Source organism: Pseudomonas fluorescens (genome assembly GCF_900215245.1).
Classification (GTDB): Bacteria; Pseudomonadota; Gammaproteobacteria; order Pseudomonadales; family Pseudomonadaceae; genus Aquipseudomonas; species Aquipseudomonas fluorescens.
Genome location: NZ_LT907842.1, coordinates 4,697,806 through 4,712,103, shown reverse-complemented (window position 1 = coordinate 4,712,103; position 14,298 = coordinate 4,697,806). Strand labels below are relative to the sequence as shown.

The 14,298-nt window shown below is 62.1% G+C and carries 12 protein-coding genes and 2 pseudogenes; 7 read left to right on the top strand and 7 right to left on the bottom strand.

Translation table 11 applies throughout. From position 1 onward, the window contains the following. Position 1: 1 nt before the first annotated feature. Together CPH89_RS22105 and CPH89_RS22100 are read right to left on the bottom strand one after the other, a co-directional pair. Positions 2-181: pseudogene (locus CPH89_RS22105) on the bottom strand (metal ABC transporter permease); the annotation flags it as partial. A 1-nt stretch (position 182) separates the two neighbouring features. Then, positions 183-460 (bottom strand): annotated as a pseudogene (locus CPH89_RS22100) (2-oxoglutarate and iron-dependent oxygenase domain-containing protein); the annotation flags it as partial. Positions 461-654: 194 nt separating this feature from the next. On the opposite strand from CPH89_RS22100, the gene CPH89_RS22095 reads away from it, so the two are divergent. Continuing rightward, entirely contained in the window at positions 655-1,737 is a 1,083-nt protein-coding gene (locus tag CPH89_RS22095; protein WP_053255590.1) for an LLM class flavin-dependent oxidoreductase, read from the top strand. Between the two features lie 970 nt (positions 1,738-2,707). Here CPH89_RS22095 and CPH89_RS30230 read toward each other — a convergent pair. The 3 genes from CPH89_RS30230 to CPH89_RS22080 all read right to left on the bottom strand — a co-directional run bounded on the left by CPH89_RS30230 (position 2,708) and on the right by CPH89_RS22080 (position 5,357). Next, entirely contained in the window at positions 2,708-2,866 is a 159-nt protein-coding gene (locus CPH89_RS30230; protein ID WP_155512294.1) for a hypothetical protein, read from the bottom strand. A gap of 674 nt (positions 2,867-3,540) precedes the next feature. Beyond that, positions 3,541-4,335 (bottom strand): class II aldolase/adducin family protein, encoded by a 795-nt coding sequence (locus CPH89_RS22085; RefSeq protein WP_053255589.1) that lies wholly within the window; start codon positions 4,333-4,335, stop codon positions 3,541-3,543. Between the two features lie 116 nt (positions 4,336-4,451). Then, positions 4,452-5,357 (bottom strand): LysR family transcriptional regulator, encoded by a 906-nt coding sequence (locus tag CPH89_RS22080; RefSeq protein ID WP_053255588.1) that lies wholly within the window; start codon positions 5,355-5,357, stop codon positions 4,452-4,454. A 211-nt stretch (positions 5,358-5,568) separates the two neighbouring features. Between CPH89_RS22080 and CPH89_RS22075 the strand changes: the two genes are divergently transcribed. From CPH89_RS22075 to CPH89_RS22050, 6 genes are all read left to right on the top strand, one after another. Then, positions 5,569-6,180, top strand: coding sequence for a cysteine dioxygenase family protein (locus CPH89_RS22075; protein ID WP_053255587.1), 612 nt, complete (start codon positions 5,569-5,571; stop codon positions 6,178-6,180). After that, positions 6,177-7,760 carry a rhodanese homology domain-containing protein gene (locus CPH89_RS22070; RefSeq protein ID WP_053255586.1) on the top strand — a complete coding sequence of 528 codons (1,584 nt, stop codon included), beginning with the start codon at positions 6,177-6,179 and terminating at the stop codon, positions 7,758-7,760. Before CPH89_RS22075 ends, CPH89_RS22070 begins: the two co-directional genes overlap by 4 nt. Before the next feature lie 114 nt (positions 7,761-7,874). After that, positions 7,875-8,849 (top strand): ABC transporter substrate-binding protein, encoded by a 975-nt coding sequence (locus tag CPH89_RS22065; RefSeq protein ID WP_053255585.1) that lies wholly within the window; start codon positions 7,875-7,877, stop codon positions 8,847-8,849. A gap of 12 nt (positions 8,850-8,861) precedes the next feature. Beyond that, on the top strand, positions 8,862-10,217 hold the full coding sequence (locus tag CPH89_RS22060) for an LLM class flavin-dependent oxidoreductase (protein ID WP_053255584.1): 1,356 nt from the start codon (positions 8,862-8,864) through the stop codon (positions 10,215-10,217). A 105-nt stretch (positions 10,218-10,322) separates the two neighbouring features. Next, the gene (locus CPH89_RS22055; protein WP_053255583.1) at positions 10,323-11,486 is read left to right on the top strand and encodes an acyl-CoA dehydrogenase family protein; all 1,164 of its coding nucleotides are present in this window, start codon (positions 10,323-10,325) and stop codon (positions 11,484-11,486) included. A 13-nt stretch (positions 11,487-11,499) separates the two neighbouring features. Continuing rightward, positions 11,500-12,447, top strand: a complete 948-nt coding sequence (locus CPH89_RS22050) for a D-isomer specific 2-hydroxyacid dehydrogenase family protein (protein WP_053255582.1) — start codon at positions 11,500-11,502, stop codon at positions 12,445-12,447. 131 nt (positions 12,448-12,578) lie between these two features. Here CPH89_RS22050 and CPH89_RS22045 read toward each other — a convergent pair whose 3' ends face one another. Together CPH89_RS22045 and ycaC are read right to left on the bottom strand one after the other, a co-directional pair. Beyond that, positions 12,579-13,466 carry a LysR family transcriptional regulator gene (locus CPH89_RS22045; protein WP_053255581.1) on the bottom strand — a complete coding sequence of 296 codons (888 nt, stop codon included), beginning with the start codon at positions 13,464-13,466 and terminating at the stop codon, positions 12,579-12,581. 198 nt (positions 13,467-13,664) lie between these two features. Then, complete coding sequence (gene ycaC, locus CPH89_RS22040) at positions 13,665-14,282, bottom strand: isochorismate family cysteine hydrolase YcaC (RefSeq protein WP_053255580.1); 618 nt, start codon at positions 14,280-14,282, stop codon at positions 13,665-13,667. Positions 14,283-14,298 lie beyond the last annotated feature (16 nt).

Genomic DNA, 14,298 nt, shown 5'->3' with positions numbered 1-14,298 from the left:
CTCAGCGCCGATGCGCCAACCACCTCACACAGCGATCCCCGAGGCTTTGCACGCCCTGCACCAGCGCCACCAACACGATGACCGTCACCACCATGATCTGGTTAGTGAAACGCTGGTAGCCATACCGTCTCGCCAAGTCGCCCAGGCCGCCGCCACCGATCACGCCGGCCATGGACGAAAAGCTCGGCGCCGACCTCGAACTGTTCAAGCAGGCCCGGCTGGCCCCGGGTGATCTGCGAAGCGGCGCGGTTGTAACCGCGAAAGTGCGCGGAGTTGATCATGCCAACCGCGTGCTTATCGGCGACGGGCAAGGCAAACCATGCGCGGGCCTGCTGCTGCACCTGGCTCAACAGCGCCGGGTCGATCCCGTGGCCGGTGAGGTAGAAAAACCCGATATGCCGCGCGGCTGCGGGCTGCCGTCGAGCTGGGACGGGTCGAGCAACGGCACAGTGTGCGCCAAGGTCCGGTTGCGCTTTTAGTGCGGCCTTTAATGCACATTACTGATAACTTAAACGCAACATGATTCGGCAATTTAATAATTAGGTTAGAACCAACAGGCATTTTACAGACCCACCCGCTGCCCTTACTTTTGACCCGAGTAACCGACCCCACGCCCGGAGGAGGTGTTAACCCCGTCATCAGCAAGGACAGACCATGAGCATTGAATTCATCGGCTATATCGGCGGCCACCACGCCTCCGAGATCCACCCGCGCAGCGGCCCTACCCTGCAACCCGACTACGTCGAAAGCGTGGCCCGCGCCCACGAAGCCGCAGGTTTCGACCGCGCCCTGGTGGCCTTCCACTCCAACAGCCCGGACAGCACGCTGATCGCCGCACAGGCCGCCAGCGTGACCAAAAACCTGCAGTTCCTGATCGCCCATCGTCCAGGTTTTACCCAACCGACGCTGGCGGCACGCCAATTCGCCACCCTGGACGTGTTCAACGGTGGCCGCACCGCTGTGCACATCATTACCGGTGGCGACGACCGTGAACTGCGCGCCGATGGCAGCCATATCGGCAAGGACGAACGCTACGCGCGCACCGACGAATACCTCAGTGTGGTACGTCAGGAATGGACCAGCGAACAGCCGTTCAATTTCGACGGCACCTACTATCAGGTGGAGGGCGCGCACTCGACGGTGAAATCGCCGCAGCAGCCGCACATTCCAGTGTATTTCGGGGGTTCGTCCAAGGCCGCCATTGAAGTCGCAGGCAAGCATGCCGACGTGTATGCGCTGTGGGGTGAAACCTATGAGCAGGTGCGCGAAACCGTGACTCAGGTGCGTGCGGAAGCGGCCAGGCACGGGCGTACGATTCGCTTCAGCTTGTCATTGCGACCGATCCTCGCCGAAACCGAGGCGCTGGCATGGGCGCGGGCCGAGACGATCCTGCAACAAGCGACCGCGCTGGCCGAAAAGAATGGCTTTGTGCGCCGTGAACCGCCGAATGAAGGCTCGCGGCGCTTGCTGGCAGCAGCAGCGCAAGGGTCGCGGCTGGATAAGCGTTTGTGGACCGGAATTGCCGGGTTGCTCGGCGCACAGGGCAATTCCACTTCGCTGGTAGGCACCGCCGAACAAGTCGCTGAAGCGTTGCTGGATTACTACGACCTGGGCATCACCACCTTCCTGATCCGTGGATTCGACCCGCTCAATGATGCGATCGACTATGGCAAGCAACTGATCCCACTGACCCGCCAGCTGGTCGCAGCGCGCGAGCAGGCCAAACAGGTCGCTTAACGATGCGCGCCAGCGCCGTGCACAACCCTGATTGGCAACACAGATCTACTGTGGGAGCGGGCTTGCTCGCGAAAGCGGTGGGTCAGTCGATATTTCCGTTGACTGACACTGCGCATTCGCGAGCAAGCCCGCTCCCACATTTTGCCCTGCGTTTTACCCAGGCAAGCGTGCCGGTTCTTCTGCGCAATAGTCACCCGACCATTGCCCCGCCTCGGTCAACGACGCACTGCCAGGGTGAGTGGCGCTGTTGGCAGGCGGTGATGTCATATCTTTTGATGCGCGCCAACGCCGTGCACAACCCTGATTGGCAACACAGATCCACTGTGGGAGCGGGCTTGCTCGCCAAAGCGGTGGGTCAGTCGATATCTCCGTTGACTGACACTGCGCATTCGCGAGCAAGCCCGCTCCCACATTTTGCCCTGCGTTTTACCCAGGCAAGCGTGCCAGTTCTTCTGCGCAATAGTCACCCAACCATTGCCCCGCCTCGGTCAACGACACACTGCCAGGGTGAGTGGCGCTGTTAGCAGGCGGTGATGTCATATCTTTTGATGCGCGCCTGCACCGTGCACAACCCTGATTGGCAACACAGATCAACTGTGGGAGCGGGCTTGCTCGCGAAAGCGGTGGGTCAGTCGATATCTCCGTTGACTGACACTGCGCATTCGCGAGCAAGCCCCTCCCACATTTTGCCCTGCGTTTTACCCAGGCAAGCGTGCCAGTTCTTCTGCGCAATAGTCACCCAACCATTGCCCCGCCTCGGTCAACGACGCTCTGCTAGGGTGGTGGCGGTGATGTCATAGAGCGGCGCATGCCCGATACGATGCGCGCCTGCGCCGTGCACAACCCTGATGGCAACACAGATCAACTGTGGGAGCGGGCTTGCTCGCGAAAGCGGTGGGTCAGTCAATATCTCCGTTGACTGACACTGCGCATTCGCGAGCAAGCCCGCTCCCACATTTTGCCCTGCGTTTTACCCACGCAAGCGTGCCGGTTCTTCTGCGTAATAGTCACCCGACCATTGCCCCGCCTCGGTCAACGACACACTGATAGGGTGAGTGGCGGTGATGTCATAGAGCTGCGCATGCCCGATTCGATGCGCGCCTGCGCCGTGCACAACCCTGATGGGCAACACAGATCAACTGTGGGAGCGGGCTTGCTCGCGAAAGCGGTGGGTCAGTCGATATCTCCGTTGACTGACACTGCGCATTCGCGAGCAAGCCCGCTCCCACATTTTGCCCTGCGTTTTACCCACGCAAGCGTGCCAGTTCTTCTGCGCAATAGTCGCCCAACCATTGCCCCGCCTCGGTCAACGACGCACTGCCAGGGTGAGTGGCGCTGTTAGCAGGCGGTGATGTCATATCTTTTGATGCGCGCCTGCGCCGTACACAACCCTGATTGGCAACACAGATCAACTGTGGGAGCGGGCTTGCTCGCGAAAGCGGTGGGTCAGTCAATATCTCCGTTGACTGACACTGCGCATTCGCGAGCAAGCCCGCTCCCACATTTTGCCCTGCGTTTTACCCAGGCAAGCGTGCCAGTTCTTCTGCGCAATAGTCACCCAACCATTGCCCCGCCTCGGTCAACGACGCTCTGCTAGGGTGGTGGCGGTGATGTCATAGAGCGGCGCATGCCCGATTCGATGCGCACCTGCGCCGTATACAACCCTGATTGGCAACACAGATCTACTGTGGGAGCGGGCTTGCTCGCGAAAGCGGTGGGTCAGTCGATATCTCCATTGACTGACACTGCGCATTCGCGAGCCAGCCCGCTCCCCCATTTTTTAGTCATTCAGTGATTTCAAACTCAGTTTTTGTAATCGGTATCGGTGCGTTCCAATTGCCGAATCAACGCATTCCAATGGCGTGCCACGCCCGGCCCTTCGCCATTGCTGAACACCTTGGCCTGCTCTTCGACCTTGGCCACCACGTCTGCCGGCGGGAAGATCAATTGAGCATTGCCGCCCGCCTGCGCCGCAATCTGGATGGTGCAGGCGCGCTCCAACCCTTGCAGCTGCTGGAACGCATGCTCCACGCTGACGCCAGCCGTCAACAGCCCATGGTTGCGCAAGATCATCACACTCTTGTCACCCAAATCGGCCACCAGCCGCTCACGCTCATCCAGGTCCAGGGCCACGCCCTCATAGCCGTGATAGGCGACTCGCCCGGAGAACGCGATGGCATGTTGGGAGATCGGCAACAGCCCGTCCTTTTGCGCCGACACCGCAATACCGTCACGGGTGTGAGTGTGCAGCACCGCTTGCAGGTCGTGGCGGGCACCGTGAATAGCGCTATGGATCACATACCCGGCGTAATTGATGCCCAGGCCGGTGGGGTCATCGACCAGGGTACCGTCGAGGTCGACCTTGACCAGGTTGGAGGCGCTGATTTCATCGAACAATAGCCCGAAGGCGTTGATCAGAAAATGCTCCTGCGGCCCCGGTACACGCGCGGAAAAGTGCGTATAGATGTGGTCGGTCCACTTGTACAACGCCGCCAGTCGATAGGCCGCGGCCAGTTTGACGCGCACCTCCCACTCTTCTGGCGTGACGCGCTGGCGAACGTTGCTGGAAACGCTGGAGATCGGGGTGACGCTGCTCATGGCAAAACTTCCTGGATGGCCTTAAGGACTTCCAGTCAGCCTATGGGATGGCAAAAAATAATAAAAAGCACATTTTAATCTAAGCTAATTATTATTTTTTTTCATAACCTTAATGCTCAGGCCGCGTCCCGCAGCTTGTGCAACGACGCCGCCACCCACTGGCCAAACGCATCCACCGGGCCTTGCAGGTTGCCCAGGAAATGCGGGTAGATCAGCCACAAATCCAGCACCGGCTTGAAGTCCTTGAGCGGCATCACCGCCAGTTGCTCGCGATGGGCGCTGCGCTCCAACAGCGGGCGTGGCACCAGGCCCAGCCCCAGGCCGTCCGCTACCAGCCCCAATTGCAGCTCGGTGCCGAAGGTTTCCAGGTTGACTCGCAATGCCAAGCCTTGATCGGACAACGTGCGCTGCAAACCGGCACGGAAACCGCAGCCATCCGGGTTGAGAATCCAGCCATTCTGGTACACGTCCGCCAACTTGCACGGCTTCTTCGGTAACTGTGCCTGGGCACACACCACCACCAGCTCCATCTTGCCGATGGACTCACCGACAATGTTGTCCGGGAATATCTTGCCGGCCGGGAACAAGGCCGCCGCCGCATCCAGCTCGCCGCGCTCGATCTTGCCCACCAACTGGCTGCCCCAGCCGGTGGCGACCTGGGCGCGCAGGTCCGGGTATTCGGTACGCAACTGCTTGAGCGCATCCAACAGCACCGCATCGCCGATGGTCTGCGGCACACCCAGGCGCAGCACACCGGTAGGCGGCGCGTCCGTGGCTACAAGCTCACGCAGGGCATCCATCTCACGCAGGATCAAACGGCATTGCTCATAGACCCGGGTGCCGATCAGCGTCGGCTTGAGGGGTTTGGTATTGCGGTCGAACAGCTCCACACCCAGCGCCTGCTCGAAGTTCTGCACACGGCGGGTGATAGCCGGCTGGGTCAGCTGCAACGACTCGGCTGCATGGCTGATGGACTGGCAACGAATCACTTCGACAAAGGCATCGATATCGTCAATTTTCATTTGGGCCGCACATAGAGAACAGTCATTAAGATGTGTGCCAAGCATAGTTGCCGCCACGCTGCCTGGATAGCCCAGGCTGGAATCAATAACGTCTAACGCTATTCAGACCGGTTCTAAATTACCTTCAGCTATAAGCTAATCATTAAAAAATAGCATATTAAATACAAACATTATGCTTATATAAAACCATCAACCGCACGATGGAACTGCCATGACCCAGGCCCCGCACCCCGAGAGACTCAGAGCCTTTATAGGCGCCCTGGCGGAATTGATCGACGGCAACCCACGCGAAGGCGACCTGTTGCACCGTGGCGGCAAGTTACTGGCGCAACTGGTCAGCCACGATGACTGGCTGCCCGACGAATACGCCCAACCCGACCCGCAGCGCTACCAGCAATTTTTGCTGCATGCTGACTCACGCCAGCGTTTCAGCATTGTCAGTTTTGTGTGGGGGCCGGGGCAAAGCACACCGATTCATGACCATCGGGTGTGGGGGCTGATTGGCATGTTGCGTGGCGCGGAGTTTTCCCAGGGGTTCGAACGCGCACCCGACGGCAGCCTGGTGGCCGAAGGCAAGCCTGTTCAGTTGCTGCCGGGCCAGGTCGAGGCGGTGTCGCCCAAGGTGGGGGATATTCATCAGGTCAGTAATGCCCACCGCGACCAGGTGTCCATCAGCATCCATGTGTACGGCGCCAATATCGGTGCCGTGCGCCGCGCGGTATACCAGCCCGACGGCAGCGAGAAACTGTTTATCTCCGGTTATTCCAACGCCTACCTCCCGAACATCTGGGATGTGTCCAAAGAAAAGAGCCCTGCCCTATGACCACCGTATCGACCCGCAGCTTTGCCCAGATTCGCCAGGCCTTGTTGGACCGTGAGGAAGTCGCTCTGCTCGACGTGCGTGAAGAGGCGCCGTTTGCCGAGTCTCACCCGCTGTTCGCGGCGAACATCCCGCTGTCCAAGCTGGAACTGGAGGTGTATTCGCGAATTCCGCGTCGAGACACCCAGGTCACCGTCTACGACAACGGCGAGGGGCTGGCGCAGCGTGCCGCTGAGCGCCTGGTTGCGCTGGGCTACACCCAGGTCAGCCAGTTGGCAGGTGGGCTCGACGGTTGGCGGCGTGCCGGTGGCGAGCTGTTTATCGACGTCAACGTGCCCAGCAAGGCCTTTGGCGAACTGGTCGAAAGCGAACGGCATACGCCGTCCCTGGCGGCTGAACAGGTGCAGGCCTTGCTCGACAGCCAGGCCGATGTGGTGGTGCTCGACGCGCGCCGTTTCGACGAATACCAGACCATGAGCATCCCCACCGGCATCAGCGTGCCCGGCGCCGAACTGGTGTTGCGCGCCCGTGAACTGGCGCCGGACCCGGCCACGCATATCATCGTCAACTGCGCCGGGCGTACCCGCAGCATCATCGGCACCCAGTCGCTGATCAATGCCGGCATCGCCAACCCGGTGTCGGCCTTGCGCAACGGCACCATCGGCTGGACCTTGGCCGGGCAGACACTCGCCCATGGCCAGTCGCGCCGCTTTGCCCCAACGTCCGAAGAACACCGCCGGATCGCCGCCCAGGACGCGCGTCGCGTTGCCGACACGGCCCGCGTCGGCCGCGCCACGCTGGCGGACCTGCAGCGCTGGCAGCAGGAACCGACGCGCACCACCTACCTGTTTGATGTGCGCACCCCGGAAGAATTCGAAGCCGGCCACTTGCCCGGCGCGCGCTCCACGCCGGGGGGCCAACTGGTCCAGGAAACCGACCACGTCGCCAGCGTACGCGGTGCGCGGCTGGTGCTGGCGGATGACGATGGCGTACGGGCCAATATGTCGGCGTCCTGGCTGGCCCAGCTTGGCTGGGAAGTGCATGTGCTGGACGCGCTGCAACCGGCGCATTTCAGTCAACACGGTGCCTGGGTTGCCCCGGTGCCCGCGCCGCCCCAAGCCGAACTCATCAGCCCACACACCCTCGCTGACTGGCTGGGACATGGCGACACGGTCGTGTTGGACTTCACCGCCAGCGCCAACTATGTGAAGCGTCATATCCCGGGGGCCTGGTGGGTGCTGCGCGCGCAGTTGCCCGAGGCCCTGGCCAAGGTGCCGACTGCCCAGCGTTACGTGCTGACCTGCGGCAGCAGCCAATTGGCGCGCCTGGCAGTGCCCGAGGTCGAAGCCATTACCGGCAAGCAGGTGTTCCTGCTGCAAGACGGCACGGCCGGCTGGATCAACGCGCAACTGCCGCTGCAAGCCGGTGAAACCCACCTGGCCTCACCACGCATCGACCGTTACCGCCGCCCCTACGAAGGCACCGACAACCCCAAGGAAGCCATGCAGGCGTACCTGGATTGGGAGTTCGGCCTGGTCGACCAACTGGCCCGCGACGCCACCCACGGCTTCCATGTGATCTGACCCCACCACTGACGCTACAGCTGCACCGCGAGCGGTGCAGCGCCCAAGGACATCCGACCCCTTCTCCAGGCGGAGGTATCCGTACCCTTTCAACAAACGCCTGGAGTTTGTCCCATGCTGTTCTCCACACCGTTCAAGCGCCTTCTGCTGGGCGCCGCCCTCGCCCTCGGCCTGGTCACCACCGCCCACGCCGCTGACCTGCAACCGCTGCGGGTGGCCAATCAGAAATCCACGATCAAGGCGCTGCTGGAAGCTTCCGGCGAAACCAAAAACGTCCCGTACGAAATCAAGTGGGCGGAGTTCCCGTCCGCCTCGCCGTTGGGCGAAGCCTTGAATGCCGGCGCCGTCGATATCGGTGCCTTGGGCGATGCACCGTATGTGTTCGCCCTGGGTGCAGGGGCATCGCTCAAGGTGGTCAGCATCATCCACGCCGAAGGGCGCAACACCACGGCCCTGCTGGTGCCCAAGGACTCACCGATCAAGACCGTGGCCGACCTCAAGGGTAAAAAAATCGTCACCGGGCGCGGCTCCATCGGCCATTACCTGGCGATCAAGGCCCTGGCCAGCGCTGGCCTGACCACCCAGGACGTGCAGTTCATTTTCCTGCTGCCCAGCGAATCGCGCCTGGTGCTGGATAACGGTACGGTCGACGCCTGGGCCACATGGGACCCCTACACCACCGTGGTCACCTCACAGAGCCAGGCCCGCGTGTTGATCAGTGGCAATCAGCTGCTGAGCAATCACCTGTATTTCGCCGCCACCCGCCAGGCCATCGCTGAAAAACGCACGCAACTGGATGACTTTGTCGCCCGCGTCGATCGCGCTTACGCATGGGCCAACACGCACCCCGATGAATACGCCGCCGCCCAGGCCAGGATCACCGGCCTGCCGTTAGCCGTGCACGTGGAGGTGGCCAAAGACACCCATCTGTCCCCCGTGCTGATCGACGACGCGGTCATCCGCGGCCTTCAAGCCACTGCCGACACCTATCAAAAAGAAGGCCTGCTGCCCAACCACATCGATGTGTCGCAGGGCTTCGACAAGCGCTTTAACGCCGAGCGTGTCCCCCATTCCCAAGCATCGCGCTAACAGGAGCAGCACATGAGCAAGCCAAGTCAATTGAAGCCACGCCATTTGAAACTGGGCGCCATGGTCCACGGTGTCGGTCACGGCTGGGGCGAATGGCGCCATCCACAGGCGCAAGCCAATGCCAGTACTCACTTTGGCTTCTACAAGCAGCAGACTGAACTGGCCGAAAGCGCCAAATTCGACTTCGTGTTTATCGCCGACAGCCTGCACATTCACGCCAAATCCAGCCCGCACTACCTCAACCGTTTCGAGCCGCTGACGATCCTCTCGGCCCTCGCCGCATTGACCACGCATATCGGCCTGGTGGCGACGGTGACGGTGAGCTACACCGAGCCTTACCAGGTGGCGCGCCAATTTGCCTCCCTGGACCATATCAGCGGCGGCCGCGCCGGGTGGAACGTGGTGACCTCCTGGCTGAGCGGCACCGCCGATAACTTCGGCAAAGCCGAGCACCCGCCACACGCCGTGCGCTACCGCATCGCCAAGGAACACCTGAACGTGGTCCAGGGCCTGTGGGATTCCTGGGAAGACGACGCCTTTACCTACGACAAACAGAGCGGCGAGTTTTTCACCCCGCACAAGCTGCATGCCCTGAATCACAAAGGCGAGTTTTTTTCGGTGAAAGGCCCGCTGAACATCGCCCGCTCGCGCCAGGGCCAGCCGGTGGTTTTCCAGGCGGGCACCTCGGAAGATGGGCGTAACTTTGCCGCCGAACATGCTGATGCGATTTTTGTGCACGTCGAGAATATCGACGAGGCCAAGGCCTACACCGCCGACTTGAAACGCCGCGCCAAGGGCTTTGGCCGTGACCCCGACAGCCTGTCGATCCTGCCCGGTATCCGCCCGATTGTCGGGCGCGATGCTGCGCAGGTGGAACGTCGCTATCAGCAGGCCGTGGACCTGGTGACCATAGAAGACGCCATTGTGGCGCTGGGCCGCCCCTTCAACGACCACGACTTCAGCCAATACCCGCTGGATGAAGCGTTCCCGGAGCTCGGCGACCTGGGCGCCAACAGTCAGAAAGGCGGCTCCGACCGCATCAAGCAATGGGCCAGGGACGAAGGCCTGACATTACGCGAAGTGGCCCTGCGTTTTTCGCGGCCCAATCGCGATTTTGTCGGCACGGCGGAGCAAGTCGCCGACGCGATCCAGACCTGGTTTGAAACCGGCGCCAGTGACGGTTTCATCATCAACTCGGTGTTGCCGGATGGCTTGCAGTTCTTCACCGAATGGGTGGTGCCGGTGCTGCAACAGCGCGGGCTGTTTCGCACTGAGTACAGCGGCCACACCTTGCGCGACAACCTCGGGCTGCAAGTCCCGGCCAATCGTTACAGCGTGGCTGAAGCGCCCCTCAAGGCCCTGGCTTGAACGAGGTGGCTGGCGCCCGATCACCGCGTGTCGGGCAGCCCATGCAGGGGCTCAACCAGCGCCCTTGCGAACCCGCCCGCCCCCCATTTGACTGAGTACAGACTCATGACGCAACCGTCGTTACGCTCCGTGGAAGTCGCCAACTTCGAAGCCCTGCTCGAACGCCTCAGCGCTGAATTGGCCAGCAACGCGCATGTCTATGATGAGAGCGGCGCCTTCCCCCATGACAACTTCAAGCGCTTGCATGCGCATGGATTGGTCGCCTTCACCGTGCCCAAAGCCCTGGGTGGAGGCGGCGCCAACCTGCCCCAGGCACGCCAAGCCATCAGCGCGATTGCCAAGGGCGAGCCCTCTACGGCACTGATCCTGGTGATGCAGTACCTGCAGCACACACGCCTGCAAGACAGTAAAACCTGGCCCCGCCACCTGCGCGTGCGCGTCGCCGAAGACGCGGTGCGCAACGGTGCGTTGATCAATGCCCTGCGCGTCGAACCCGACCTCGGCACCCCGGCCCGTGGCGGCCTGCCGGCAACCACGGCGGTGCGCACCGCCGAGGGCTGGCGCATCAGCGGGCGCAAAATCTACTCCACCGGCAGCCATGGCCTGAGCTGGTTCAGCGTGTGGGCGCGCAGTGACGACAGCGACCCGTTGGTCGGTGCCTGGCTGGTGCCCAAAAACAGCCCGGGCGTGAGCATCATCGACACCTGGGACCATCTGGGCATGCGGGCGACCTGCAGCCATGAAGTGGTGCTCGATAACGTATTAGTGCCGCTGGACCACGCCGTCAGTGTGAGCCCTTGGAGCGCGCCGCAGCCGGAACTCGATGCCGATGGGTTCCTGTGGATGTCGGTGTTGCTGTCGTCGGTGTATGACGCGGTGGCCCAGGCCGCGCGGGACTGGCTGGTGAATTGGCTGGAACACCGCAAGCCGTCCAATCTCGGCGCCGCGCTGTCGAGCTTGCCGCGTTTTCAAGAAACGGTCGGCCATATCGACACCCTGCTGTTTGCCAATCGCAGCCTGCTTGATGCGGCCGCCGAAGGTCACACGCCTGCCGCCAATGCCGCGCAGCTTAAATACCTGGTGACCGGCAATGCGATTCGCGCCGTGGAGCTGGCCATTGAAGCCTCGGGCAACCCTGGCCTGTCGCGCCACAGCCCGCTGCAACGTTACTACCGCGACGTGTTGTGCAGTCGCGTGCATACGCCACAAAACGACGCCGTGCTGCAAGGCGTCGGCAAAGCGGCCTTCGCCCAACGTGCCCCCCTCTGAAGAAGGAACGCTCATGAGTCAGGTGATTATCGCCAGCCAACTGGACGAAGATTATAACGATGTGATTCGCGAACGCCTCGCGACGATCCACCCGCAGGCCCAAGTGATCGGCGTGCCCGCCGGCGTGCCGAGTGACCTGCCGCCCCAGGCCAATATCCTGCTGCTGCGCCCGATCAATGTGCGCGGCTACACCGCACCGGACACCCCACCGCCCGGCTGGCCCTATGGCGCGCAGTGGGTGCACCTGGTGTCATCGGGCATCGATTTTTACCCGCAGTGGCTGTTCAACGGCCCACCGGTCAGCACCTCCCGGGGCAGCGCCGCCGATAACCTCGCCGAATTCGCCCTGGCGACGCTCTTTGCCGCTTCCAAGCATTTGCCGGACATCTGGGTGAAGGACGCCCAGTGGCATTTCACCGCACTGCGCCCGCTCAAGGGCACCACCCTGGGCCTGCTCGGCTTTGGTGCCATCGGCAAAAGCCTCGCGCAAAAGGCCCTGGCTCTTGGCATCAACGTGATCGCACTGCGCCAACGCGCGGCGCCCATTGAGCTGGAAGGTGTAGAAACCGCGCGGGATATCCACGACCTGTTCGCCCGCGCAGACCACCTGGTACTGGCCGCGCCACTCACCGAGGCCACTCGGCATATCGTTAACCGTGATGTGCTGGGCAGCGCCAAGCCGGGGCTGCACCTGATCAACATTGCGCGCGGTGGCCTGCTGGACCAGGAGGCGTTGCTGGAAGCGCTGGACAACGGCCGGATCGGCCTAGCCTCGCTGGACGTGACCGAGCCGGAACCGTTGCCGGACGGGCACCCGCTGTATACCCATCCGCGTGTGCGCTTGTCGCCCCATACCTCAGCCATTTCGACCAACAGCAGGCAGGAAATTGCCGAGACGTTCCTGGCGAATCTTGAGCGTTATGTAAGCGGTTCAGCGCTGGCCAACGTGGTCGATCGCTGAGCCGAACGCTGACCAGAATGTGGCAGCGGCTGGCTCGCGACAGCGGCGTATCAGCCGACCCATAGAGTCACTGACCCAGCGCTTTCGGGAGCAAGCCCCCTCCCACAGGGGGGCTGTGTTGTGTCAGTTGCTCAGCAGCCGCCGGCCAGGCGTTCGCGCAGAAACTCCACCAGGGCCTGCACCGGTCTGGCGCTTTGCCGGTGCTGTGGGTAAACCGCAGACAAGGTCAGCGCCTCGGGGGCGAAGTCTTCCAAGACCGTGACCAGGCGCCCGTCCTGCAATGCATCGGCGACGATAAACGTCGGCAGGTACGTGACGCCCAGGCCGGCAATGGCCGTGTCGCGCAGCAGCTCGCCGTTATTGACGCGCATCCGCCCGCTGACATTTACCGACTGCACTTTGCCCTTGCTCAGGAATCGCCATTGCACCTGGCGGCCATGGCCGTAGGGCAGGCAGTCGTGGTCGCCCAAATCGTCGGGTTTGAGCGGCGTGCCGCGCTGGGCCAGGTACTCGGGACTGGCGCAATACACCCGCTGGACACTGCCGATGCGCCGCGCGATCAGCGTCGAATCTTCCAGCGTGCCAATACGCAGCACCAAGTCATAGCCTTCGCCGATCAAGTCCACGGGGCGGTCGCTCAGGTCGACTTCCACCGACACGTGCGGGTGGCGCTGCAGGAACAACGGCAACAGGCAACCAAGATGAGCCATGGCAAACGACAACGGCGCGCTGAGGCGAAGGGTGCCGCGTGGTTCGCTGTTCTGGCCAGCGATGCCCTGCTCCACCTGCTCGACTTCACCGAGCAGGCGCAAGGCCGATTCGTAGTAACTCTGGCCCAGCGGCGTCACGTCCAGACGCCGCGTGGAACGGTTGAGCAACCGCACACCGAGGCGGTCTTCCAACTGGATCAGACGGCGACTGACAAACTGCTTGGACAGGCCCAGTTGCTCGGCGGCGGCGGTGAAACTGCCGGACTCCATGACCTGGCAAAACAGGCGCATGTCTTCGAAGGGGTTCATTGTCGCTTCTCGGTGGACATTTTGCGGTTTTATAGCCTGTCAGCAGCCCCACCACAAACCCAATGTGGGTACACCCACCCATGTGCGAGGGGGCTTGCTCCCGATCGCGGTCTGTCAGTCACCGTTGAGGTGGCTAAAACACCGCGATCGGGAGCAAGCCCCCTCCCACAGGGTTTTACCTGAATGCCTGAGCGCAGGTTACTTGGCGGTAAACGCCGAGTAGCTGTTCATCAGGTTGCGGTAGTTGGGAATACGCGGCGACAGCAGGTTGGCCAGGCCTTCCATGTCGTTGCGCCAGTCGACTTGCAGCTCGCAGGCCACCGAGAACCAGTTCACCAGGTGTGCACCCGCCGCGCTCATGCGTGCCCACGACGCACGTTGCACGGCTTCGTTGAACGTACCGGAGGCGTCGGTCACCACGAACACTTCAAAACCTTCAGCCAGCGCGGAAAGGGTCGGGAATGTCACGCAGACGTCAGTTACCACGCCGGCAATGATCAGTTGCTTGCGGCCGGTGGCTTTGACGGCCTTGACGAAGTCTTCGTTGTCCCACGCGTTGATCTGGCCAGGACGCGGGATGTACGGGGCGTCCGGGAACAGTTCTTTCAGCTCGGGCACCAGCGGGCCGTTGGGGCCGGTTTCAAAGCTGGTGGTGAGGATGGTCGGCAGCTTGAAGAACTTGGCCACATCGGCCAGGGCCAGCACGTTGTTCTTGAATTCGTTGGGCGAGAAATCCTGCACCAGCGAGATCAGGCCGGTCTGGTGGTCCACCAACAGCACCACAGCGTCGTCTTTGTTCAAGCGTGTGTAAGTCATGGGGTAGCTCCTTTGG